We start from the raw sequence: 24,632 nt of genomic DNA on the forward strand, positions 1-24,632 counted from the left end.
TTGCCTGTAAATTAATTAAAAGTAATTTATGTGGAGATTCTGCATGCAACGTAGATCTTTTGTTAATAAGAAATTTAGTAATCTGTTTTATAAAGAAGAGCTATGCCTAAACAACATGTAGTATTGATTATGCCCCTCTCAACTTATGAGTGGGGTACAGAAAACTGTGGTGGGGTAGACAGTGTTTGCCAAATGTTTGCCGAATATTTGGTTAATCATTCTGACACTAGCTTTAAGTTTACTATCATTGGGCTCGATCCGCAGAGTAAAACATCCTACACAGGTGAAGTTATTAACTTAGCCGATAACGTGGATTTTATTTGGTTGCCAGCATCTAGTAAGCAAACTGGTTTAAAAATTCCAGGTATTCTTTGGCAAAATTGGCATATTCGTAAATTATTAAAATTACTCAAGCCAGATTTAGTTCATACACATCTTTGGAGCTTTTTATTGGGCTGCGGCTACAAAGGAAAGGCTGTTGTAACTGTTCATAGTTATAAAAAAATAGCCCGTCGTAATGTTGGTCTAATAAACAATTTATTACATGAAAAAGTTATTCCTAAAATAGTGAAAAACCGAAAGGATTATGTAGTTGTTGTTGGTAAGCAGTTAGAGAAAGCATTACTAAAAGATGGTTTTCAACCAGAAGTGGTTCATAACCCAATTGATCAAGAATATTTTAAAGCTGATTATATAAAACGTGAACGAAAAGAAATAAAGGTTGTGACCTGTGCATTATTAACACCAAGAAAGAGAGTCGAAGATTCTATCGTTTTGTTTAATAAATTAGTCAAAAGTGGTCTTGGGTCTTCTCTAATTATTATCGGGCCAGCCGCCGATAGACTATACACTGAGCAACTTAAAAAGCAGGTGACTTCTTTGGGCTTAGAAGGAAAAGTGAGCTTTTTAGGTAAGCTAAACAAAACCCAAATTGTTGAGCAATACCTTAATGCTGATTTAGGTGTTTTTACTTCTAGCGAAGAGACCTTTGGCTTAGCTCCTTTAGAGATGTTAGCTGTTGGTCTGCCTCTAGTTGCCACTGAGGTTGGCATACTTGAAGATGAGAAAGCTTTCTTTGAAAAAATGGGGGTTTTATATTTCTCAGACTCGTTGAGCCCCGACAAAATTAATAATCTTGTTTTAAAGCATAACGTAGACTACTCGAAACGCACTCTCGAAACTAAATTTAATATTGCATGCATTATTGAACAATACAGTGATTTATATATAAAAATTATAGATGAAGTTAAATGATGCTTAAACAACTATTAAAATATGCACCTGTTCAAATATTTGCAGCAATAAGTGTTTTCGCTTTAATTAGTATTCATACAAAGCTATTAACAACTACTGAATATGGTATGTTGGCCTTAATGCTACTTACGGTAGAAGTTGTGAGGGCAGTGGCAGCCCAGTGGATTAATTCTAGTATGTTGCGTTTACTTCCTAGTAAAAAAGAAGAAGAGCATGAACACTTTGCTGCTATAGCCACTTCAATCATTTTTTGCTCTACGTTACCTGCACTAGCATTAGTCATTTTAGGTTTGTATTTAACTGATTTATTAACGTTTTACACTTTTATAACTACATTTTTACTATTTTTAACGAAAGCTTTTTATCTGTTCTATTTAGAATTAGCACGAGTTATGGAACGTTTAAATCAATATAGGATGGCTGTACTAACTCAATCCATAATGTCTATAGTATTTACAGGCGGATTGTTGTTTTTTTATCCTGATACATTATCTGCACTATGTGCCTTATTTTTAAGTTATATTGCTGCGGGTTCAATCGTATTTAAACCTTTAAAGTTTAGTATAAGTAAACTTAGAACTGCTGACGCCCAGGCTATTTTTTCATATGGTTTACCATTAATGGCAAGTGGGTTGGTAGCAGCTATATCAAGTCGGTTAGATCGTTACTTTATTGCAGATCACCTTAACTTAGCACAAACAGGTATTTACGCGGCTATTTCAAATATTTTACTTGGTATTGGTGCACTTATTTTTATGGTTGTTGCTTTACCTAGTTACCCTGAGTTAACAAAAAAAATAAACGATAAAGCTGCACTTTACAAAGCCCATGGAGAGTACTTAACATTATTAAGCTTAATTGCAATGCCTGCTTTAGTCGGTTTTTGTGTATTAGCAGAACCGATAACACAGTTATTACTTAGTAGAGAGTACTTATCTCAAGGCTCGATAATTATTTATATTTTATGCGCGGGGGTATTTGTTGTTAATTTAAAAGCGCATTATATAGATCATGGTTTGCAATTTTCTTTAAATACTAAGTATCTCCCAAGGATTAGTATCTTTTCTTTAGTAATTAACCTTTCTTTATTAATTACATTAATCCCTCTTTACGGCTTAATTGGGGCAGCAAGTGCTTTTTTAATTGCCAGCATTTCATCCTTTAGCGTCACATTATTTTTATCTATTAAAAAAGGGTATAAATACACTATCCCAAGGCAAGTATATAAAATTGCTTTTTCAACAGCATGTATGGCTCTTTTTCTGCCTAAACTTCGTATACACAATTTTATAGTAATTAATATGCCGATTTTAAATATTATTCTTGATGTAATTATTGGCTTATGTATATTTTTACTTATACTCACTCTGCTTAATTACAATAAATGTAGAATAAGGGTGTTAAATAAATGAAAAGTGAGAATATATTTAAAATAATGCTTTTTACTTTTCTATCTTCTTTTATTTTAGGTGGGTACTTGCTTGAAAATTTAGGCATAAAGTATGTTTCAGAAGGGGGAAATCCCTTAATAAAGATACACATATCTACCTATATTTTAATGCTTACCGTTGTTTATTTTACATTTAGAAAAGGAATAAATACGCCTTTAAAAAATCTTAAAGAGCTAACCAATGCATGGTTAGCCAGCTTATTGAGTATAGCCATTGTTATAGTGTATGGATTATATACTTCAGGTACGTCTGGTATGGCTTATTTGCTCAACACTATGGTAACGCCACTTTTAGCTGTTTATCTATTAAGTCAGTTAAATGATAATCATAAAAATAAACTACTAAAGCTATTAGCCTATCTTGTATTTATAAATGCAATGATTGCTATATTAGAATTTATAGTAGGAAAAACAATGATTGCAGTTGAGTTTTCTAGTTTTAGTCACTTTCGGTCAACCGCATTTTTGGGTTTTCCTCTTAACAATGCACTAATTACCGCTGCGTTAGTACCCATTTTAATGTTTCATACTCGGATCCCAGCTTTAGTCTACTTTGCTGTAATAGTTTTAGCCTTGTTTGCCTTTGGTGGAAGAGCTGCAACAGGCATATTCATTTTAGGTGTATGTTTTTTAGTTACACCTAAAATACGTACCTTTATTGCTAAGGGGGTTTATATATCGAAATTACACTTTGCTATCCTACAAGCTCTCACTTTCTTTGTACTGATATTTACTACGCTAATTATTACATTAACACCAATAGGTGAGCGTATATTGAGTAAGCTGCATGTTGATAAGAGTGCTGAGGCAAGGTTCAATGTATATATTCTACTTGACAAATTAAGCCCTACTGAATGGGTATTTGGAGCATCCTCATCATTTAAGCAAAATATTGACTTCTATATTGGGATAAATGTTATTGAAAATTATATTATTGGCTGGATTGTTAACTTCGGATTGATTGGTACATTGTTACTTTTCCTAAGTTGTTACAGAGTTCCTGTGAGGCTGCTAGCAAAAAATAATATGGGAGTAAATGTTGCACTAATTGTATTCCTCTTTGTTTCTGTGACCAATAATGCATTAACAACTAAAACCCCAGCTTTATTGTTTTTATTTAGTGCAATGTACCTGAGCCGTTCAGTAGGAAATAGAAAATAGTTTTATATCATATTATTCAATATTGTTTAGGGACTGTAAGGCATTTATTAATAAAATTAAATGTAAATTTATGAAATTAGCATATTTATCATAGGTATGTACTGTAAAGGGACACCTGTTTCACATAAGTTTCAATGTGTTTTTATAACAAGTGAAGCCCAAATGTTCATAATGGTTATATAACAGAATTTATATTATCGAAAAGAGGTTCAATAATGCCCAACGCAATAATGTTTTATAGAGTAGCTAGGTGGTTTTACCTAAAGAATATACCTTTTGTTCCTAAAGTTATGCAGCTGATTATTTTTATACTTTACAGCTCTAAAGTGCCTGCTAATGCAGATATAGGTAAAGGGTCTTTTCTTGTCGTTAAAGGGATTGGAGTTGTAATTATTGATAAAGCTAAAATTGGAGAGCGTTGTCGCATTGGTATTGGTTGTAAAGTTGTAGGTAAGGGGCCTTATAAACGTGTTCCTGTTATTGGCGATGATGTTTTCCTTGGGCCTGGTTGTGTGATCGTAGGGCCAGTTATAATTGGTAATAAAGTGATTGTAGCTCCAAACTCTGTAGTTACAAAAAGTGTACCTACAGGTTGCATAGTTGGTGGAATTCCAGCAAAGATTATCGGTAGAGTTGATGAGTTAGAATACGACATATTTAAAAATGAAAGCTACCTGGATGATATAGCGCCATACATGGTAACAAAATAAAGGAAATAAAATGTTTAATAGCAATATATATCAGCAATGTCCCATTTTTATCCAGAACCTTTCGTTATCTCTTCGGGCATTAGCTAGGAAGTTAATGCGTGAAGGTAAGAGTCAGTTAGCTGTATTAAAAATAATTAAATATAATGAATATGACCCAGTAACGATTAAAGAGTTTAGTGATTCTCGGTTGACAAGTGTTCTAGAGAAGGCACAGGCTGATGTACCTTTTTACAAAAGTGATGTCAAAGGTATACCAGTTGATCTAGCTGAGTTTTCACTAATAAGTAAGTTTGATGTAAAAGATAGAGCCGATGATTTTTTAGTGGGAAGTAATCGAGGCGTATTTGTGACCGGGACGACTAGCGGCACAACTGGAACACCGCTAGCAATCAAGCAAAGTATGGAATCTATCATTCGAGAACAAGCTTTTGTTACGCGTCATCTAGAATGGGCCGGTTTTGCTGCAGGCGATAAAAGAGCATGGATAAGGGGCGATATGATCGTGCCTTTAAATCAAAAAAAAGCGCCATTTTGGCGTTACTCTTATTTTGAAAATATGATTATGCTTTCTTCATTTCATATGAGTCAGCAACATTTATCTAGTTATATAAAAGCGATGGCTGATTTTGATACGCAGATAATTCAAGCATACCCATCTTCAATAGTCACACTTGCAAAATACTTAGATGCTAATGATTTATATTATCCGGGTGTATTGAAGTCGATAGTTACCTCATCGGAGTCTTTGGCAAAAGAAGATAAAATATTAGTCGAAAAAAGGTTTCAATGTACAGTATTTGACTGGTATGGACTTTTTGAACGTGTCGCTGCTATCGCCAGTTGTGAGTATGGCCGTTATCACATATTAACAGACTATTCCCATGTAGAATTAGTCCCTGCAGGAAAAACTGAAGAAGGTAAGGAAAGAGCAGAAATTGTTGGCACTAATTTTAACAACTCGCTTTATCCCCTTATACGTTATAAAACTGGGGATCACGTTATATTGTCTGAAGAAGTAGCTTGTCCATGCGGTCGTGTATTTCCAATAGTGGATTCTATTGAAGGCAGAGTTGGCGATTATTTGGTCGCTGAAGATGGTCAAAAGGTACATATACTAAATCATATACCTAAAGGAGTTAATGGTTTATTAGGTACTCAATTCATTCAAAAAGAGCTAATGAAAATAGAAGTATTAGTCACTTGTAATTCAGATTTTATCGACTCTGAGCGCTTAAAACTAATTACTAATATTAAAGAGCGGTTAGGCCATAAGATGGAAGTCACTATAACTGTAGTTAATGATTTTATTAGAACTAAAAATGGTAAAATGAGACAAGCTATTTGTGAATTGCAAAGGTAGCAATATGAACATGTTGCAGTTATTAAAACATACAGTTATAGAAAAAATTAGGTGTCTTTATTTAATTAAATTTAATTATAGGTACAAAACTAACATGCAGCGTTTTAAGCAATCTACGGATAAAAAAGACATTGCTGTAATTAAGTCCGAAATTAAAGCATTGAAAAAGTATTGGGGGTGTTTTCCTTTGCAATATTTCAATCATGATTTTTACTCAGCTAACTGTACGTTGACCATCGATGAGATGAAGCAATTTATACCTAGTTATTATTTTTATAAGATTATATTTCCGCAGTATGATAACTCTAAAGCATTACTTAATATTGTAGAAGATAAAATAGTAATGGGTGTGTTGTTTGATGGAATGAACTTCCCAACGGCAAATGTCATAGCTAAGAAAAAGACTCACTATATTTTTAATTCAAAAGGTATTGCACTAAATAACGATAGTTTTGCAGAATTATTAAGCTCCTCCCATAGTGCTAAATTATTTATTAAACCTGCAAATGGGCGCGGGGGTAGCGGAATTTTAATTGCTAAAAAACAAGACAAGACTTATAAAATTAAAGGTATGGGTCTAAATTTCAGTTATGTAAGAGGCTTGATTGGCGATTTTGTTATTGAAGAGGCCATTGCTCAACATTTGGATATTGCAGCCGTCTATGCTCACAGTGTAAACACTCTTAGGGTTATTACAAAAAGAAATGCTCAAGGGCAAGTAGAGATAATAGCTACAACGCTAAGAATGGGGTCGAAGGGTAGTGAAATAGACAATACATCTGCAGGAGGCCTTGTTATAGGTATTGATTTACTAACCGGTCACGCTTTTAGAGATTATGCGACACATGAATATGGCTTATCCCGTTTTTATGAGCACCCAGACTCCGGTTTTAAATTTAAAGATTTAATAATTCCTAATTGGTTAAATATTCAAAATGAAATATTAGAACTTGCTAATAAAAATATAATTTTGAATTTAACCGGCTGGGATATTGCTATAACAAATAATGGAATTGTAGTGATTGAAATCAATACATTATTTGGTATTGATGGATTACAGTCCGCATTAGGGGGGTTGAAAAATAAGTTTATGGAAAATTATACGGTAAAACTGTAAGGGATTATAAAATTGAAAAGTAAAATTTTAGTCATTAGTGTTTCTAATAAAGCTAAGGGTGGTGTTGCCTCAGTAGTTACCACATTTATGAATAATGATTTTTTAAATAAAGAGCATGATATAGAGTATTTTCACTCTCACAACCCAAGTGGGCGGGGTAATAAGTACTTTTCGTTATTAATTTCGGCAATATATTTTCCTTTCTTACTATTATTTAAACGATTTAATGTTGCGCATATACATGGTTCGTTAAAAGGAAGTTTTCAGCGTAAAAGTTATTTTTTATTTTGGTTGAGACTTTTTTCCATACCAACGATTTATCAATGCCATGCAGCGCAAGTGGATATTTTTTTTGATAATTTAAATAGTAAACAAAAAAGCAGAGTAATTAATACGTTTAAAAAGTATGAATTATGTTTGTGTTTAGGATCTAGTTGGGTAAAAGAGTTTGAGCGATTAACGGATAGAAATTGGAATGTTTTATTCAACCCAGTTCCTGAAATTAAATTAAATAAAGTACAACACGATACTTGCAACTTTACTTTTATGGGAGAGTTATCACAGCGTAAGGGCATTAAAGATTTGTTAAATGCTTTTGCATTGTCATCTTGCGATAATGCTCGTTTATTAATTGCAGGTAATGGCAACATTCAAGAAATCCATGATTTATGTAGCACATTAAAAATTGCAGACAAAGTTGAAGTTTTGGGCTGGATCGATAAAGAACAAAAACTGGAGCTACTATCTCGCACTGACGTTGTTGTACTACCAAGTTATGCTGAAGGCCTACCTATGAGTATTCTCGAAGCTATGTCCGTAGGATTGCCTGTTATAACAACACCCGTAGGTGCAGTAGAAGATGCAATTACACACAATGTTCATGGTTTGTTAGTACAACCAGGTAACATAGAGCAAATTTCTGATGCATTGAATGAGCTCACACATAACATAGACAAGCGAATCCAATTTGGAAAGACTTCCAAGGGTAAGTTTTTAGAGTGTTTTAAAGACGATGTAGTAGCTAAGGAGCTCTCAGCTTTTTATGCAAAGCTTACAACAAATAATTAGTAGAGTATTTTGGAGAGTTTCATTGAATAAGAAGTACAATTTAACAATAGCCACTGATATAAAGGGTAAAGGTGGAGTTTCAAGTGTTCTAAAAGTTTTAGATGAGGCAGGCTTTTATAAAGATACGAATACAAAGTTGATAACTAGTCATAGTAACTATAATAATTTTAATTTATTTTTTCAACTGGTCACATTTTCTTTTTGTATTTTAAAATTATTATACAATTTAGTTTTTTTTAATATTACCCTAGTTCATATTCATTTAGCTTCAAGAGGTAGCTATAAAAGAAAGTCTATCTTGACCCGTATTGTTTGCTTTTTTAAAGTGAAAATTATAATACACCTTCATGGCGCTGAGTTTAAAGAGTTTTATAATAATGAATGTGATGATGCTAAAAAAAATCATATTAAAAACACCTTTAATATGGCTGATAGAGTCATTGTACTATCTACACAATGGTTAGATTGGATTGACTCTATTTTGTTAGATAAAAGTAAAGGTCTTGTGGTCTATAATGCAGTACCTGAGCTTCCTATATTTGAAACAAAAGTAGAAAAACATTTTAACTTTGTTTTTTTAGGTCGCCTAGGAGAGCGAAAAGGAGTAGCTGATCTTATATCTGCTTTTTCTCGAGTTTTAAAGTTACATCCAAACGCCAGACTTTTGCTTGGCGGAGATGGTGATTTAAATAAGTATAAACAAATTGTTCGTGATTTAAGTATTGAAAATGAAGTGAAATTTTTGGGCTGGATTTCTGGAAATGAAAAGCTTGAGATTTTGAAAAAAGCTAACTCATATGTACTTCCAAGTTACAACGAAGGTTTTCCTATGGGTGTTCTTGAAGCAATGTCTTGTAAAATCCCTGTAATTGCTTCAAGGGCGGGTGGTATACCTGACGCAATTACATCTAATGAGGAAGGTATATTAATTGATGCAGGTGACACAAATGCGTTAGTTAAGGCAATGCTCTTTTCTATTGAATCACCAGAAAAAGTTGAAAGCATGCAAAACAAGGCTTTTATAAAGTATTTAGAAAACTTCAGTCCAAATACGGTTGTTCCTCAAATAATAAAAATTTACAAAGATTTAGGTGCTATTTAAATGAACCAAAATTTATCTGAATGTAAAAAGCAAATTTTAAAGTCTGCGCAGGAAAGTAGTTATGCTGGTCAGGACCCATTTGATGGGCTGAATAGTCGTCTATTTAACTTTTTCCCAAAACTAAAAACTGGCATATTTGGCCTCGCATTTATTCAACTTAATAAGCGATTAGCAATAAATATTAGGCCTTTGCTGGGGGTACCTAGAATGCGAAACCCAAAAGGCATTGGTTTATTTATTTTAGGTTTATTGGAAGACTATAAAGCAACAAATGAGAAAATATATTTAGATGAAGCCAAAGAACTTGCTGACTGGTTGCTTACCCAACAAAGCGATAAAACTACTTGGTTACATAGCTGTTGGGGATATCATTTTGACTGGAATGCCCGCGCTTTTTTTGTGCCAAAGGGTAAGCCCAACGTTATTACCACTATTTATGTGGCACAAGCTTTATACGCATTAAGTGAAGTGACCGGCGAAAATAAATATAGAGAACCAGCACTTGATAGTGCTCATTTTATAGTTAAAACTTTATACAAAGAAAGTGATGATAAACAGTTTTTTGGCTACATACCAGGTGAAAATACATTTGTACATAACGCAAGTCTATGGGGCGCTGCATGGGTAGCAAAAGTGGCTACACTTACAAGCAATGAAAATTATAAGCAGCTTGCTTTAAATGCTGCGCGTCAGTCAGTAAAAGGTCAGGGAGCTGATGGCTCTTGGGTTTATGGCGCTCGCCATCATCATCAATTTATAGACGGTTTTCACACCGGCTACAATTTAGAAGCATTACGCTTATTAAGTGATGCTCTAAATACAGATGAATTTGAAGAGCCTATTAAGCTAGGATTACAATATTATAAAGAGCACCTATTCGAAAAAGACGGTACCGCTAAATATTATAATAACAACCGTTATCCATTAGACATGCATAATGTGTCGCAAGCTATTTTTACGTTATTAAAAGTAGGTAAAACAGTCGATGACTTTGCTATGGCTGAAAAAATAATAAATCGATCTATTGAAATACTGTACCTATCAAAAGAGCAGCGTTTTATTTATCAAAAAAATAAGCTTTTTACTAATAAAATAAACTACATACGTTGGACCCAAGCGTGGGTTTATTATTCGTTTGCTTATTTTAATCGTAAAAAAATGAACAGCACAAAAAGTGCGGCTATTGAACAACTTTAAAAGCGGACACAGCAATGAAACGTATTGAATTTTTAAAAGCGCCTATGGATATAGCAACAATGGAAGAAACAGTTTCTTTTATTGAAAGTAGAATAGAGAAAAAGCAATTTTTACAGCACGTGGTAGTTAATGTGGCAAAAATTGTGAACATGCAAAAAGATCCTGTTTTAGCTGATTCAGTAAGAGCGTGCGATTTAATAAATATAGATGGTATGGGCGTCGTGTTTGGGGCCCGCTTTTTAGGTCATGATGTACCAGAACGTGTTGCTGGTGTTGATTTATTCCATGAGCTGTTAGCCATGAGTGCCAGACGAGATTTTCCTGTTTTTTTACTCGGCGCTACTGAAGAAATTGTAAGCAAAACAGTGGAAGTAGTTAAAGCACAAAACCCTAATTTAAATATTGCTGGCTATCATGATGGTTATTTCTTTGGAAATAAAGAGGGGGATGATGAGGAAGCTGTTGTAAATAAAATACGTGAATCAGGTGCAAAGTTATTATTTGTAGCAATTACCTCACCCAAAAAAGAAAACTTTATCAATAAGTGGCAAGACAAATTAGGTGTTGATTTTGTTATGGGAGTAGGCGGTACATTTGATGTGGTTGCCGGTAAAGTTAACCGTGCACCACTGTGGATGCAAAATGCGGGCTTAGAATGGCTTTATAGAGTTATGCAAGAACCGGGTCGAATGTGGAAACGTTACTTAATGACAAATTCTAAATTTTTGTTTCTATTAATTAAAAATAAAATAGCTAGTTAATCTTATGCGCATAAACTACATTGATAATATGAAAGCACTAGGGATTTTTTTTGTAGTGCTGGGGCATGCCGCTTGGTTAGATGAAAATTTATATATTCTTATATATTCCTTTCACATGCCTTTGTTCTTTTTTCTTTCAGGTTATTTATTTTTTAAAAAAAGTTTATACAAAGTAGAGTTTCTTAAAATTATTCAAAGATTAGTAATTCCATTTTTATTTTTCTTTTGTATATCGTATTTATGCTGGCTTCCCTTGAGCTTATTTGGTAATGGTCAAGCTAGTGAAATGCCATGGTTTGATCCATTGCTTAGGGTAGTGACCTCAAAGGCTGATAGTTTTCATATTAATGGGGTTCTTTGGTTTTTTCCTTGCTTAATTGTAATATTTTTGGCTGAGATTACGTTTTTCACTAGGTTAAAAATAACTGTTTCTTTATTTTTCTCTATTTTTGTATACATCATTTATTTAGGAGTTATCTATCCAGTTCACGGACGTCTACCTTGGAGTGTAGACTCAGCAATCGCAGGAATGCTATTTTTTCAACTAGGAAAATACATTAAGTCTACAGAAATACTAAATCGTTGTATTTTTGAAAAAAAAACCTTCAACCTTAGCTTTTTGTTGATATTACTACCTGTTTTTTACTTTTTAGCGATCTACAATGGACGTGTAGACATGAGAGAGCTTAATTTTGGTTTCAATTCTATTTTCTATCCTATAATTGCAGTTATAGGTATTGCAATTGTTTTTCTAATAAGTAAGCTTTTGGGACAGAATTTACTGCTTCAAAAATTAGCTCTATCATCAATAGTTATCTTCCCATTACATTTGATTTTTTTCAGGTTTTTACAGAAATTTGAAAGTAAGACATTAGCAGATGATTCCCTACTGTATACCTTACTTCCTTATATAAACACGTTTGTCGCAATTTTGCTCTGCAAGTATGTTTTTTACTACCTTAAAAAAAATGCGCCAAGGGCTATTGGTTTATAAGTAATTATTATTGAGTATGGGTAATTATTTGGCTAGAGGAAGAACAATAATCATTAAAACAATTTTAAGTTAATTTGAGTTTTAAAGTGCGATCAAATGTCAGGTCTTAAGGGCAGGTTAATTGTGTGATAAGGTCATTTTAGCTGTTGTTTTTATGTTAGTTATCGCTGTGGACTACACATATCTTAATTGCTCGACTTATTCAACTTAAAACCAGATTGTTTAATTAAATTTATATTTATTAATGCGATTATTTATATTGGTTAAATACCTGGTGTAAAAAGTAACATTATGTAGTTATTTAGTATTGGTAATTTTAAAATTCATCTGTTTAATATCTTTTATTAATCGTAAATCATTGATATTTTAATCTCAAATGTTTAAAATTTGTTTTTATTGGTACTTTTGTTGTATTTTTTGTTTCATTTTCCTCCCCGGTATATATAATAGTCTGCTTGAGTTGTGGCTTTAATTAAGTCGATGGTTAAAGTTCATAGCAGAAAAATGATGTATACCTTTTATTTTCGAGGGAAGAAAATGACAAAAACTGTAGTGAAATTTAATAAACTAAGTGCACTGATTGCGCTTACTTTAGTGAGCTCGCAAACATTTGCAACTGACTTAGGTATTGCAAATAACTTTTCTGCATTTGTATTTGACGAGTTTAAGTCTCACGTAGGCCGTGCTGATGGCGCTATTGCTGCTGGCGATATTAATTTAAAAGGTGTGTATAGTGTTGGCTATAACCGCCCATCGAGCCCTAATGAATATTATTTAATCAGCGAAACAGGCATTGAATTTGAGCGCGGTCGCCAGTTTGTTGGTAGCATGTTTGCCGGTGGTGGTATTGACACCCATTGGAGTGTGCGCTGGGGCATGGAGCAAGGCTCGAGCATTAAAAGCCACCAAGATGAGTCTGCATTCCCGTTTAGCTTTGATGAACAAGAAGAATACTATAAAAATTTAAGCTCAGAACTCAATCAGCTTGACGAAACAGGTACAGCTAAATGGAAGTGGGGTGGGCTTTACCTAAAAGGTGATAGTACATCTGAAACTCAAGTATTTAATGTAGATGCTGAACGATTTGCTAAAGCTCATACTTTTAGGGTTCGTGGTATACCTAAAGGCGCTACTGTTATTTTTAATATAACAGGCGATCAAAATGTAAATGTAAGAAGTAAAAGCTTTGCTAGGTTAAGAAAGCATGCTTCTAAAACTGTATTCAATTTTGTTGATGCTCAAAATCTTAATATTAAAGGTAGCCGCTGGGAAGGGGTTATTTTAGCTCCTTATGCTGATATTAAAGCCTCTTTTGGTATCGCAAAAATGCCTGTAATTGGCCAGAGTTTTCGTGGTTCGATGGCATTATTAGGTGGTGAGTTCAAAGGGAACCTACCATCTGTTGCTGAACCAATTGCTCCATTTGCAATGGAACCAAAATGGCAATGGAATTCTAGCGACTTTATGCCGCAATACAATCAAGTAATGAGCACTCCAGTTGTTGTACAACTGAATGATGATAATAACGATGGCTTGATTAATGAACGTGATGTAGCTGATATAGTTGTAACAACGTTTAAAAATAATGTAAATAAAGCTGGGTTAGTCCGCGCACTTAACGGGATTGATGGCACAGAGCTATGGGATTATAAAAATGGTGGTGTTCTCAGTGATCCACGTAACTCAATTGCAGCCGCTGATTTAGATGACGACGGTATTATTGAAATTGTTTTAAATAATTACGCGTCAGATGTTATCCAAGTAGTTGACAACTTAGGTAAAGTGAAGAAGGAGCTTTCTAAATCTGGTAAGCCTTTAGGGGCTATTACCTTGAGTGACATTAACAATGATGGGATGCTTGAAATTATTACAGGCAATAATGTACTCAATTATGAGCAAGGATTACTTTACACAGCGAATTGGTCTGCTGCGTCTATAACATTTGACGCTGATAATAATGACTCTCAAGAAGTTTTGTCTGGAGGGGGATTATATGATTTTGATGGTGTGCAACTATGGCAGTATGGTCAGCCTGGTAGTATTTGGTTTAGTTCAATTGCCAATTTAGATTATGATTTAGAACCTGAAATAGTAATCAGTAATCCAAGTAGTGTTAGCGATGGTGTATTTGCAGTACTTGAACATAATGGTAATGTAAAGTGGGAAGTTAAAAACGAATTAAATCCAGGTGGTGGCGCGCAAGCTGTATCTAACTTTTTAGTTAATAAAGAATTAGGTATTGTTTACGCAGGTTATACTGCTGTTGATATGTATAGTAAAAATGGTGAATTAGTTTGGTCAGTACCTAATGACGACGAGTGGAGTGGTAAAATAGGCGTAAGTGCTTATGACTTTAATGGCGATGGTATTGATGAAGTAATAGTTCAAGATCATCTTACTGTTAGAGTGCTTAATGGTGTTAATGGTGAAGTTTTATCAACCGTTGATAATTCAACGGCATCACTTTGGGAATATCCAATAGTAGTAGATTTAGAAGGCGATAATAACGCTGAGTTAGTTGTTGTTTCTAATAACTATGATTCTCGCTGGTCAATTAACAACGGTGTAACTGTATATGGCGCTGCTGATAGTAGTAAACCATGGAAAAATGCGACTAGAATATGGAATCAGCATTCTTACCATCAAACTAATATATCTCAAGATGGTCAAATTCCTAAAGTCGAAAAACCTAGTTGGTTAAATAATAATACATATCGCTCAAGTACAATTAAGTAAATATTTACTTTTTATTTAAAAAGCCAATTAAGTTTTTAATTGGCTTTTTTTTATTGTTTATATTATTAACATTTTGTATTTCAAAAATAAGTAGGATTTACGTTTGTCGAAATTAAAAGCAGATCCAGCTATACGCAGTTTACTAAATCGTATGCCTAGTAATGTGCAAAAGAGCTTTACTGAAGAGCAGCTAGCTCATTTAAAAGTGGCTATAGGTGCAAGGCAGTGGGGTAAGCATGCTGTGGATTGCAGAGGTGTAATTAAGTTTTTTAAATACAGATACTATTTTGTTTTACTGGCTGGTCGTAACAGAAGAGAACTTAGTAAAAAAGAGCAAAAAATAGCAGCTATATCGCAGGCAATCACTATATCTATGTTTAGTTTTTTTGTTATTACAATTTTGCTGCTTATTATTTATTTAGTTAAGTCGGCTTTAGGTATTGATATATTTAGTAATTACTCTTTTGGGGTATGGGCTTGGTTTAAAGATTTGTTTAAATAAAAATAAGATGCTTCTGTTTGGAGGTGGTTTATAAATGTTTATGTAAGTTTATATTTGTTTTGTTTTGTGTAAGTTCCTCGCTACTTAAAGGCATTTTGCATAATATTACTATATATAAAGCCATCCTTAATGTTGAATACTTTAGTATGATACTGTAGCATTTGCCGCACAGTTTTGTGGAGCTTATTTCACTTTTAAGATATCTATAGGGATACATAGAATGACATCTTCAAGGACGTTTAAGCCTAATGGCTCGTCGGATGCAAATTTTTATCGATTATTCGATATTTTTGCATTGTTTTTAGCCTTTCAATGCTCAGCTTTGTTCTATAGTTTTGAGCTCACACCTATTTATATGGTTTCGGTTTTAACCGTTGCTTTAAGCTTTTTATATTGTGCTGAAATATTCTCCGCTTATCGCTCTTGGCGTGCTGGTAAATTTAGAACCATGGTGCTTTGTGCTTGGGGCTCCTTATTTGCTGCATTCTCTGTTTTATTAGTTATATCGTTTGCATTTAAGTTTACTGAGTCGCTTTCGCGTATTGGTCTGGGTTTGTGGTTTTTGTTAAGCGTAACTTTTTTATATTCTTGGCGCCTTGCTGCATACTTATTTAAAAGAAGTAGACGTAAACTAGGGTTGAATTTGCGTAATGTTGCTATTGTTGGGGCTACCGAGTCAGCAGTACATTTATATAACGAGATTGCTAAAAATGACGAACTTGGCTTTAAATTTTTAGGTTTTTATGACGACAGGCAACCAGAACGCCTTTTTGAAAACTCAGCAAAACACGATGTTGCAGGACGTATTCAAGATGTGGTTAATGCAGCGCGTAATGGTGAAATAGGTGTGTTGTATATTGCATTGCCAATGAAAGCTGATAAACGCATTGCTGATATTTTATTGCAGTTAGGTGATACAACGGTTGATGTGCATATAATTCCTGACTTTTTAATATCTAACTTAATACATGCTCGTATTGAGCATGTGGGGGATGTTGACACATTAAGTGTGTTTGAATCACCGTTTATAGGTGCTCGTGAATTTATAAAACGAACTGAAGATATAGTTGTAGCCTCTATTATTTTAATACTGATCTCTCCAATACTTGTTGCGATTGCATTTGCTGTTAAATTTACTTCAAAAGGCCCAGTGATTTTTAAGCAAGACCGGTATGGGCTTGATGGGCGTAAAATTAAAGTATGGAAGTTTCGTTCAATGAGCGTTACCGAAAACAGCGCAGTGGTAACGCAAGCCACAAAAAACGACGCGCGGATTACACCTTTAGGTAGTTTTTTACGCCGTACAAGCCTTGACGAATTACCGCAATTTATAAATGTTTTAAAAGGCGATATGTCGATAGTTGGGCCAAGGCCCCATGCTGTTGCCCATAATGAGGAATACCGTAAAAAAGTAGAGTTTTATATGTTTAGGCATAAAGCAAAGCCAGGTATTACAGGCTGGGCTCAAATTAACGGATGGCGCGGCGAAACTGATACGCTGAATAAAATGGAGAAGCGTGTAGAATTTGACTTACATTATATTAAGCACTGGTCGTTATGGTTTGATATAAAAATTATTTTTATGACAATTTTTAAAGGATTTAAGAATGCGAATGCATACTAAAACACTTGCACCTATATTTGCTTTGTTAAGTGTATGGGTTGCAGCTCCTGCAGCTGCTAACTTAAAACCAGGTAGTTTTATTACTAAAGATGGCGCCGAAATCACGCCAACGTTACAAACGGGTATAAGCAGTAATAACAACTTTTTTAGTACGCCAGAAAATGAAGAGTCGCGTACAATTTGGACCATTACCCCTAACATAAAGGCAGTGATTGAAGACGGTCCCGATAGTTATAAACTTGATTTAGGTACAAGTAGCTCTTTACATAACAAGGAGAGCGCTGATAATTTTACCCAAGTAAATATAGGTGCTGGCGTACATAAAGAGTTTACTAGCCAGCACCGCTTAGATATTAATGGTAAAGCCGACTGGCTTTATGAGCCACGTGGCAGTGGTTTAACAGAAGGCCTTGGCGATACGGTAAATGAGCTTGTAAAATACCACCAGCAAAATATGACAACACGTTATGAATATGGTGCGCAAAGCTCAAAAGCACAAGTTGCTTTAAACGCTGGTTTTTATAGTAAAAAATATCAAAATTTTAGAGCCGTGTCACAGTTTCGTGATTATGATAAATCGTTAGTTGGTATTACCGGTTATTATAATACTCAAGCTGCTACACGTACATTTTTAGAAATTAAGCAAGAAAATTACCGTTACGATTTTTTAGCAAATAGCGGTATATCACGTGACTCAGACGACGTAAAAGTGCTGCTTGGTATGGAGTGGGAAGCAACAGCACTTACTTCAGGTTCATTTAAATTGGGTTATCAAAATAAAGACTTTAGTGCCAATGAACGTGAGAGTTTTAGCGGTTTAAGTTGGGAAGCTGGGGTTAACTGGCAGCCACTTAGTTATTCTACAGTGCAATTAACAACAAGTCGCTCAGCTAAAGATCCGCTAGTACAAGGCGATTATATTAAAGAAAGTTTTTACGGTATTAATTGGACACATAGCTGGAGCGATTATTTAAGTTCGCTTGTAGGAGTTACTTATATTGACGAGCAATACACAGGTGATATTGGCCGAAAAGATAAAACTAAAAGTGCACGCTTAGGTTTAAATTATATTGCGAGTAGATTTGGTATGGTTTCTACTTATGTAGATTTTATTGATAAAGACTCTACCCAATCTGCTATTGAATTTGACCGAGTAGTGGTAGGTATTAATTTTACGTTTGCTTTAAAGGCTAATTAATGAAGTTTATTTTTAGTTTAACACTGCTATTTTTAAGCAGCGTATGTTTTGCTCAATCTGCGCAAAGTTATGTGATAGGCGCAGGAGATAAGGTTGAAATTAAAGTATTTGGTCAACCCGATTTAGAGGTAACTGCACTTTTAGGTAATAGTGGGGAAGTTAATTATCCTTTTTTAGGTAAAGTTAAATTAGCTGGTCTTAACACTTCTGAAGTTGAACAAGTTATAACGCAAGGCTTAAAGCCTGAGTATTTAATAAATCCCAATGTATATGTTCAGGTTATTGAGTACCGCCCTTTTTATATTCATGGTGAAGTTAAAGACCCCGGTGCTTACCCTTACCAACCTGCGATGACAGTTAATCAAGCGATTGCGCTTGCCGGTGGTTTAACTGAGCGCGCCTCTATTGATAAAATATACATATTTAAAGAGCAAACTAAACAGCAGCAACAAAAAGGTAGTTTAAATAGCCAAATTGCAGCGGGCGATACCATAAAAATTGAACAACGGTTGTTTTAAGCAGTTTACAGGGCAGTATTTAATGAACCAAACAAATGAAAACCTAAGTAATAATGAAGAAATTATTGATTTAGGATCTTACCTTAATGTAATTAAACTCGCTAAATGGCGTATTTTAGGGTTTGCTACCGTAGTTACTTTGTTAACTATTATGGTGGCTTTGACCTTAGTGCCAAAATACATTGCAACTGCTACTTTACTCATAGAAGCTGAGCAAACTAAGGCAGTAAGCTTTGAAGAGATATACGGCCTTGATTCGACAAAAAAGGAATATTATCTCACTCAGTTTGAAGTAATTAAGTCTGACAGTATTGCCCGTGAGGTAATTACCAAACTGAATTTAAAAGCGCATACAGACTTTATTGCTAAACCGTCTGCGTTAGGTGAACTTAAAACAGCGATAAAAGAGCAACTCCCTTTTTTAAATAAAAAGGAAGAAACGGTATATGATGCACAAGAACAAGCAGAACGAGAAATGCTTGGTTTATTAGCTGTGTTTAAGTCACGTCTTTCAGTCTCGCCTATTCTTAAAACTCAATTAGTGCGGGTTAGCTTTGAATCGAGCGATTCTAAACTAGCAGCGCTTGTAGCGAATACCGTTGGTGAAGTTTATATAGATAGCCAAATGCGTGCAAAAATGGGGATTACTCAACAAGCCTCTAACTGGTTAAATACGCGTTTATCGCAACTACGAATTCAACTCGATGACTCAGAAGTGCGCTTACAAAACTACAGAGAGAAGCAAAAACTAGTTGATATTGAAGGTATAGCTGGGCTCGCCACACAAGAGCTTGAGCAAATATCACAACAGTTAATTGTAGCGCGCAATGAAAAAAATAATCTTGAGAGTATAAATCGCGTAATAACTGAGTACGGCAATAATAACTTGGAGTTATTAGGGAGTATGCCTGAAATTACATCCCACAAAGTAATACAGGACGTAAAGCGCGAAGTTATATTAGTAGAGCGTAAACTCAGTGATTTAGGCGAAGTGTACGGCTCTAAACATCCGCGTATGATCTCAGCTAAAGCAGAGTTAGCAACGGTAAAAAATAATTTAAACAAGCAAATTAAAGGCCTTATTACGGGTATTGAAAAAGAGCTAAACCGGATAACACGTACCGTTAGCGCGCTTGAACGTGACTTAGTTAAAATTCGTGCCGAATATCAAGATATTACCCGCAAAGAAACTCAATACAACCAATTAAAACGTGAAGTAGAAACAAATCGCAGTATATTTAACACGTTTTTATCTCGCTCAAAAGAAACAGAAGTAACGAGTGATTTTAGCTCTGCTGCTGCACGTTTTACTGATAGAGCTTATGCCCCAAATGATCCAGCAAAACCAAATAAAAAATTAATTGTTATTTTAGCTTTTGTGGCAAGTTTTGGTTTTGCAGTAGTCATGAGCTTTATATTTGACGCGCTTAACGATACCGTTAAAACGAAAAGTGATGTTGAAAGTAAGTTAGCACAGCGTATGCTTGGGCTTTTACCGCATGTACAAACACCCAAAAATAGCGTGTTTCCGATACATGCTTATCTGGATGATAACTATAGGCGTTTTGCAGAGTCGGTACGAACGTTCAGAACTAGTTTGCTATTAACTCAGTTAGAGCGCGATCATAAAGTAATAGCCGTAACATCAAGTGCTCCGGGTGAGGGTAAAACAACGACCTCAGCTAATTTAGCTATGTCGCTTGCTCAAATGGGTAAAGTATTGCTAATTGACGCCGATTTGCGCAAACCAAGTATAGCTAAGCGCTTCGATATACCGGTATTTCATCCGGGGTTAAGTAATTTAATCGTAGGTACTGAGCAGTTAAGTGAGTGTGTTCATGTAGATGGGCAGTCGGGTGTTGCTATTATGCCAAGCGGGCAGATCCCAGGTAATCCATTAGAGCTTTTATCTAACACGCGCTTTAGTGAAGTACTCGATATATTAAAAACTAAGTATGACCATATAATTATAGATACACCACCAACACAGGCTGTGAGTGACGCTTTAGTTATTGCACAGAGTGTAGACTCGGTAATTTATGTTGTTAAGTCGGATATTACACGAATTAAACCGATTAAAGCGGGTATTGAACGTCTGTTTGAATCTAAAGCTCATGTTGCAGGTATTGTGCTTAACCAAGTAGATATGAGTAAAAGTAAAGACGAGCATAGCCATGGTTATTACGACTATTATGATTACTCGCAAAAACCTGAACAACCTAATGCATAGTTAAATGCAAATCTATGATTGATATTCATTCTCATATTTTGCCAGGAATAGATGATGGCGCTAAAGATTTAAGTGATTCTTTAGCGCTATTGAATATTGCACAAAATGATGGAATAACCCATATGGTTGCCACGCCACATATACATATTGGGCGATTTAATAACTCGGCCTCGCAATTGTATAGCGAACTTGCTAATTTAAAAGCACAGGCATTAGTAAATAATATTGGTATTAAACTAGCTGTGGCCGCTGAAGTTAGGCTTGATGTAGAGCTAATGAGTTTAGTGCTTAGTAATAAACTCCCGTTTATTGGTACACTTAATTCAGTAAATTATTTATTATTAGAACTCCCGCACTCGCATGTACCGCAAGGTTACGATAAGTTTATAAATTGGCTAGCTAAACAAAATATAAAGGTGATTATTCCTCACCCTGAGCGTAATCGCGATATTCAAGCAAATCCTTTTTATATTGAGCGTTTAAAACAGTTAGGCTGTGAGTTTCAATTAACGGCTTCAAGTATTGAAGGTGCGTGGGGCGAAACTGCAAAAAATATTAGTATAGATATGATAAAAAAGGGTTTAGTAACTTATGTTGCATCCGATGCCCACTCAGTTAAGCGTAGGCCTCCTATTTTGAGTAAAGCTAAGCAAATAGTGAGCGAGCTAATTGGTCAAAATGATGCAAATGATTTATTTTTTACTAACCCTAAGCGTTTAACTGAGTCGTTGTTTAATGATTAATATAAATACAAACCGCCTCACACAAATTGCCATACTTGCAGTTATTACATTAGTAATAAGTTATCAAAGCTTACAAAGTATGCGTGCAAATACATGGTATTTTAATGCACTCAATATTTTAAAGCAGCCAGAAGGTTCAATTACTCCTGTAGAGCTCAAACTTGCTAATGATGCTATTACCCTTGCGACAGAATTAGAACCAACTCAACCTCATTATTGGCAGTTAAGTGCATATGTAAAAATGCTAAATTTAGCTGTTACCAATGATCCAATGATTGATAAATCTCTGGTGTATAAGCGAACTGAAGTAAACTTATTAAAATCATTAGAACTAAGACAAACATGGGCCGAAACTTGGATTGCATTAGCACAAGTTGTAAGTTACCAAGAGGGGCCGAGCGAACGTGTATATGAGTACATTCAACAGGCTAAAAAAGTAGGTCCTTATAAACTCGACGTACAGTTTGGGATCATTCAAATAGCATTAATGAACTGGCAGAAACTATCTCCAAAGTATAAAGCATTGTATGTTGCTGAACTAAATTTAGCCGTTAAATATGGTTATAAATTTTATCAAGTTTTTGATTTGGCTAAGCAAGTTGATGCTCTACCTATTTTATGTCTATCGCTTAAATTTGGCCCCCACTTTGAAGCCGTTAGAACAAGGTGGATGTTTAAAAAACATTGTAACTAGGTTGGCTTTGAATGCGCTGAGTTTGTTTACGTTAAAGTAAAATGTAAAAAACCAATTGCTCAAAGAGAAGAGAATGAGGAGTAATGAGTAGACACCAAGTAAGCTATTCACGAATTGATTTATCACTTATCTAAAAGCGCAGTGACTCATAACCTCTTTGTGAATATTTTTTCGGTAAACTCGTTGTTTTTAAACGCCTGCAAGCAGGACGTCTTGTATCTCTACAAGAGAATTGTGCTTACTTATAATCGTGAAGCGGGTTCACGTTAAAGTTAAATCTGAAAAACCAATTGCACAAAGAGAAGTGAATGAGGAGTAAATGAGCAGAGACCAAGTGATCTATTCAATTAACTGATTAATCACTTCTCTAAAAGCGCAGCGTCTCATAACTTCTTTATGAATACTTGTTTTTTGGTAAAGCTAAATTGTTATTATACTGCGCAAAAAATTGCCCAGAGGTTTATAAAAAACCTCTGGGCTATAAAGTGACTCTAAATTGAGTCTAGCGTTAACTAAAAACTTTCTGGTTCGTTAGGGAGAAGAAGAAAGTACTTAAAACTATAGTAAAGCTACTCAATAAAGTATAACTAATTTTGCCATCTAGTTACATTTGATAACAAAGGATTAGATTAATTATGCGTAATTTGTACTTTAGTTTAACCCCAGCTTATTAACTGCGTATTTTGCACTAGATCGCGTGGTAGTGAGTTTTTGATCTTATTTTTTTGCCATTTCCCGAGCCCGATAGGGCAACCACACAGTGTTAAAACTACTTCACCTATTGTTTGAGTTGCCTCAGCTAAGCGTATATCTTTACCTTGAAAGTAATCATTTGCTTGCTCGTTATTTAAGGCAAATATATTAGTTTTACACTCATTGCCAAACACGGTTGCATACTCGTGCGTTAGTCTCACGCCATTTTTATGAATAATGCCAATTTGAATACCTAAACGTGCGTACTTAATTTTATTTTGTACGGCTTCAAACCCTTGTGGAAATAACCATAGTTCTTTATCACGCTGCATTAAGCTGCCAGGCAGGGTAGTTATCCCAAAGTGTTTTTTAAGCGATTGCATAAACGCGGCACATTGTTTTTTATCAAACTCGTTAAACGGGAATGCACCTTTTTTAACAGTTTGATTTGAGTTATCGCAACTTGCGTACTTTTTAAATTTAGCAATAAAAAAGCCTTCGCTATCGAAGGTTTGCGGCCAAACATGCAAATAGCCTTCACTTGTGGTGGCTTTGCTGGCACCTTGAAATAAATCACTTAGTGACTCAGGCGCTATATAGTCGCCAAATTCACTGAGTAAATAATCGCACACTTGTTGGTTTTCGAGCGGGGTAAGTGTGCATGTTGAATACACTAAGGTGCCACCTGGCTTTAATGCATAAAATGCGCTTTTAATTAAGTCTTTTTGTACTTGGGCTATTTGTATGTTTGATTCTATTGACCAATTTTTTAGTGCGTCGGCATCTTTACGTACTGTGCCTTCGCCAGAGCAGGGCGCATCTAGCAATATGCTATCAAAGCATTCAAACATGTAGTTGCCAAATATAACGCCATCAAAGTGTGAGAGCGCACAGTTACCAACCCCCATGCGTTTTAAGGTAGCGCTGAGTACCTTTAAACGAGATGACGAAAGCTCATTTGCAACAAGCACGCCTTGGTTATCCATAAGTGCTGCAAGCTGCGATGTTTTAGAGCCCGGTGCTGATGCCATATCAAGTACGGTGTTATTTTGAGAGTCTGCGAGTTCAATACTTTGCTTTAATGCGATAGGGGGCAGCATTGAACTTGCTTCTTGTACGTACATAGCCCCGCTTAGATGTAAGTCGGTATTACCAAGGGCTAGGTTTTGCTCTTCATCGCTTGGGCGCTCTAACCAAAAGCCTTCACTGCACCATGGGATTGGGGTTAGTAGCCAATTTTTTTTAGTTGCACGTTCTACAAATTCTTCAATGGTAATTTTTAATGTATTAACGCGGATAGATTTTCTGAGTGGCCTGCGACACGCATTTAAAAAGTCATCTAAGTTTAGATGCGCTGGTAAATAGGTTTTTACGTCATCAATAAAGTGCTCAGGAATAAAAGTGTTGGCGTTCACGCGTTAGCTCATACTATAAAAATAAAGCGCGATAATAGCATTTATGCGAGGTGTTTTCAGCGCTAAAAAGCGTAACATCTGATTTATTACGCTGTCGACACTTCA

20 protein-coding genes are annotated in these 24,632 nt (G+C 35.0%); 19 read left to right on the top strand and 1 reads right to left on the bottom strand.

The window, feature by feature from the left end:
- Positions 1-102: 102 nt before the first annotated feature.
- From I6F42_RS05060 to I6F42_RS05150, 19 genes are all read left to right on the top strand, one after another.
- Positions 103-1,254, top strand: coding sequence for a VpsD family glycosyltransferase (locus tag I6F42_RS05060; RefSeq protein WP_197151250.1), 1,152 nt, complete (start codon positions 103-105; stop codon positions 1,252-1,254).
- Positions 1,251-2,666 (top strand): oligosaccharide flippase family protein, encoded by a 1,416-nt coding sequence (locus I6F42_RS05065; RefSeq protein WP_231616307.1) that lies wholly within the window; start codon positions 1,251-1,253, stop codon positions 2,664-2,666. The genes I6F42_RS05060 and I6F42_RS05065 overlap by 4 nt, the downstream gene beginning before the upstream one ends.
- On the top strand, positions 2,663-3,865 hold the full coding sequence (locus I6F42_RS05070) for a VpsF family polysaccharide biosynthesis protein (protein WP_197151252.1): 1,203 nt from the start codon (positions 2,663-2,665) through the stop codon (positions 3,863-3,865). The genes I6F42_RS05065 and I6F42_RS05070 overlap by 4 nt, the downstream gene beginning before the upstream one ends.
- A 215-nt stretch (positions 3,866-4,080) precedes the next feature.
- Entirely contained in the window at positions 4,081-4,575 is a 495-nt protein-coding gene (locus I6F42_RS05075) for a serine O-acetyltransferase (RefSeq protein WP_197151254.1), read from the top strand.
- Positions 4,576-4,669: 94 nt separating this feature from the next.
- On the top strand, positions 4,670-5,935 hold the full coding sequence (locus I6F42_RS05080; protein ID WP_231616308.1) for a phenylacetate--CoA ligase family protein: 1,266 nt from the start codon (positions 4,670-4,672) through the stop codon (positions 5,933-5,935).
- 4 nt (positions 5,936-5,939) lie between these two features.
- Positions 5,940-7,052, top strand: a complete 1,113-nt coding sequence (locus I6F42_RS05085; RefSeq protein ID WP_197151258.1) for a sugar-transfer associated ATP-grasp domain-containing protein — start codon at positions 5,940-5,942, stop codon at positions 7,050-7,052.
- A 12-nt stretch (positions 7,053-7,064) separates the two neighbouring features.
- A complete protein-coding gene (locus tag I6F42_RS05090; protein WP_197151259.1) occupies positions 7,065-8,120 on the top strand; it encodes a glycosyltransferase family 4 protein in 1,056 nt (351 codons plus the stop codon).
- A complete protein-coding gene (locus tag I6F42_RS05095) occupies positions 8,095-9,222 on the top strand; it encodes a glycosyltransferase family 4 protein (RefSeq protein ID WP_197151260.1) in 1,128 nt (375 codons plus the stop codon). Before I6F42_RS05090 ends, I6F42_RS05095 begins: the two co-directional genes overlap by 26 nt.
- Positions 9,223-10,419, top strand: a complete 1,197-nt coding sequence (locus I6F42_RS05100) for an aspartate-semialdehyde dehydrogenase (RefSeq protein ID WP_197151261.1) — start codon at positions 9,223-9,225, stop codon at positions 10,417-10,419. It abuts the gene before it with no gap.
- Positions 10,420-10,433: 14 nt separating this feature from the next.
- Positions 10,434-11,180 carry a WecB/TagA/CpsF family glycosyltransferase gene (locus I6F42_RS05105; protein ID WP_197151262.1) on the top strand — a complete coding sequence of 249 codons (747 nt, stop codon included), beginning with the start codon at positions 10,434-10,436 and terminating at the stop codon, positions 11,178-11,180.
- Between the two features lie 4 nt (positions 11,181-11,184).
- The gene (locus I6F42_RS05110) at positions 11,185-12,174 is read left to right on the top strand and encodes an acyltransferase family protein (RefSeq protein ID WP_024609249.1); all 990 of its coding nucleotides are present in this window, start codon (positions 11,185-11,187) and stop codon (positions 12,172-12,174) included.
- A gap of 537 nt (positions 12,175-12,711) precedes the next feature.
- On the top strand, positions 12,712-14,910 hold the full coding sequence (locus I6F42_RS05115; protein WP_024609248.1) for a choice-of-anchor A family protein: 2,199 nt from the start codon (positions 12,712-12,714) through the stop codon (positions 14,908-14,910).
- Positions 14,911-15,013: 103 nt separating this feature from the next.
- Positions 15,014-15,412, top strand: coding sequence for a hypothetical protein (locus I6F42_RS05120; RefSeq protein ID WP_024609247.1), 399 nt, complete (start codon positions 15,014-15,016; stop codon positions 15,410-15,412).
- 220 nt (positions 15,413-15,632) lie between these two features.
- Complete coding sequence (locus tag I6F42_RS05125; RefSeq protein WP_197151265.1) at positions 15,633-17,036, top strand: undecaprenyl-phosphate glucose phosphotransferase; 1,404 nt, start codon at positions 15,633-15,635, stop codon at positions 17,034-17,036.
- Entirely contained in the window at positions 17,020-18,234 is a 1,215-nt protein-coding gene (locus I6F42_RS05130; protein WP_197151266.1) for an outer membrane beta-barrel protein, read from the top strand. Before I6F42_RS05125 ends, I6F42_RS05130 begins: the two co-directional genes overlap by 17 nt.
- Entirely contained in the window at positions 18,234-18,752 is a 519-nt protein-coding gene (locus I6F42_RS05135) for a polysaccharide biosynthesis/export family protein (RefSeq protein ID WP_197151268.1), read from the top strand. The genes I6F42_RS05130 and I6F42_RS05135 overlap by 1 nt, the downstream gene beginning before the upstream one ends.
- Before the next feature lie 22 nt (positions 18,753-18,774).
- The gene (locus I6F42_RS05140; protein WP_197151270.1) at positions 18,775-20,982 is read left to right on the top strand and encodes a polysaccharide biosynthesis tyrosine autokinase; all 2,208 of its coding nucleotides are present in this window, start codon (positions 18,775-18,777) and stop codon (positions 20,980-20,982) included.
- 14 nt (positions 20,983-20,996) lie between these two features.
- Positions 20,997-21,725 carry a tyrosine-protein phosphatase gene (locus I6F42_RS05145; RefSeq protein WP_197151273.1) on the top strand — a complete coding sequence of 243 codons (729 nt, stop codon included), beginning with the start codon at positions 20,997-20,999 and terminating at the stop codon, positions 21,723-21,725.
- Positions 21,718-22,419 (top strand): VpsP family polysaccharide biosynthesis protein, encoded by a 702-nt coding sequence (locus tag I6F42_RS05150; RefSeq protein ID WP_010554205.1) that lies wholly within the window; start codon positions 21,718-21,720, stop codon positions 22,417-22,419. The genes I6F42_RS05145 and I6F42_RS05150 overlap by 8 nt, the downstream gene beginning before the upstream one ends.
- Positions 22,420-23,075: 656 nt before the next feature.
- On the opposite strand, the gene rsmF is transcribed toward I6F42_RS05150, so the two are convergent.
- Entirely contained in the window at positions 23,076-24,527 is a 1,452-nt protein-coding gene (rsmF, locus tag I6F42_RS05155) for a 16S rRNA (cytosine(1407)-C(5))-methyltransferase RsmF (RefSeq protein WP_197151279.1), read from the bottom strand.
- Positions 24,528-24,632: the final 105 nt, after the last annotated feature.

This window comes from Pseudoalteromonas sp. SWYJZ12 (genome assembly GCF_015864395.1).
Lineage (GTDB): Bacteria > Pseudomonadota > Gammaproteobacteria > Enterobacterales > Alteromonadaceae > Pseudoalteromonas > Pseudoalteromonas arctica.

Bases quoted from the DNA above. Each gene is read 5' to 3' on its own strand.
- I6F42_RS05060 (WP_197151250.1), top strand. From the start codon at position 103: ATGCCTAAACAACATGTAGTATTGATTATGCCCCTCTCAACTTATGAG.
- I6F42_RS05065 (WP_231616307.1), top strand. From the start codon at position 1,251: ATGATGCTTAAACAACTATTAAAATATGCACCTGTTCAAATATTTGCA.
- I6F42_RS05070 (WP_197151252.1), top strand. From the start codon at position 2,663: ATGAAAAGTGAGAATATATTTAAAATAATGCTTTTTACTTTTCTATCT.
- I6F42_RS05075 (WP_197151254.1), top strand. From the start codon at position 4,081: ATGCCCAACGCAATAATGTTTTATAGAGTAGCTAGGTGGTTTTACCTA.
- I6F42_RS05080 (WP_231616308.1), top strand. From the start codon at position 4,670: ATGCGTGAAGGTAAGAGTCAGTTAGCTGTATTAAAAATAATTAAATAT.
- I6F42_RS05085 (WP_197151258.1), top strand. From the start codon at position 5,940: ATGAACATGTTGCAGTTATTAAAACATACAGTTATAGAAAAAATTAGG.
- I6F42_RS05095 (WP_197151260.1), top strand. From the start codon at position 8,095: ATGCAAAGCTTACAACAAATAATTAGTAGAGTATTTTGGAGAGTTTCA.
- I6F42_RS05100 (WP_197151261.1), top strand. From the start codon at position 9,223: ATGAACCAAAATTTATCTGAATGTAAAAAGCAAATTTTAAAGTCTGCG.
- I6F42_RS05105 (WP_197151262.1), top strand. From the start codon at position 10,434: ATGAAACGTATTGAATTTTTAAAAGCGCCTATGGATATAGCAACAATG.
- I6F42_RS05110 (WP_024609249.1), top strand. From the start codon at position 11,185: ATGCGCATAAACTACATTGATAATATGAAAGCACTAGGGATTTTTTTT.
- I6F42_RS05115 (WP_024609248.1), top strand. From the start codon at position 12,712: ATGACAAAAACTGTAGTGAAATTTAATAAACTAAGTGCACTGATTGCG.
- I6F42_RS05125 (WP_197151265.1), top strand. From the start codon at position 15,633: ATGACATCTTCAAGGACGTTTAAGCCTAATGGCTCGTCGGATGCAAAT.
- I6F42_RS05130 (WP_197151266.1), top strand. From the start codon at position 17,020: ATGCGAATGCATACTAAAACACTTGCACCTATATTTGCTTTGTTAAGT.
- I6F42_RS05135 (WP_197151268.1), top strand. From the start codon at position 18,234: ATGAAGTTTATTTTTAGTTTAACACTGCTATTTTTAAGCAGCGTATGT.
- I6F42_RS05140 (WP_197151270.1), top strand. From the start codon at position 18,775: ATGAACCAAACAAATGAAAACCTAAGTAATAATGAAGAAATTATTGAT.
- I6F42_RS05145 (WP_197151273.1), top strand. From the start codon at position 20,997: ATGATTGATATTCATTCTCATATTTTGCCAGGAATAGATGATGGCGCT.
- I6F42_RS05150 (WP_010554205.1), top strand. From the start codon at position 21,718: ATGATTAATATAAATACAAACCGCCTCACACAAATTGCCATACTTGCA.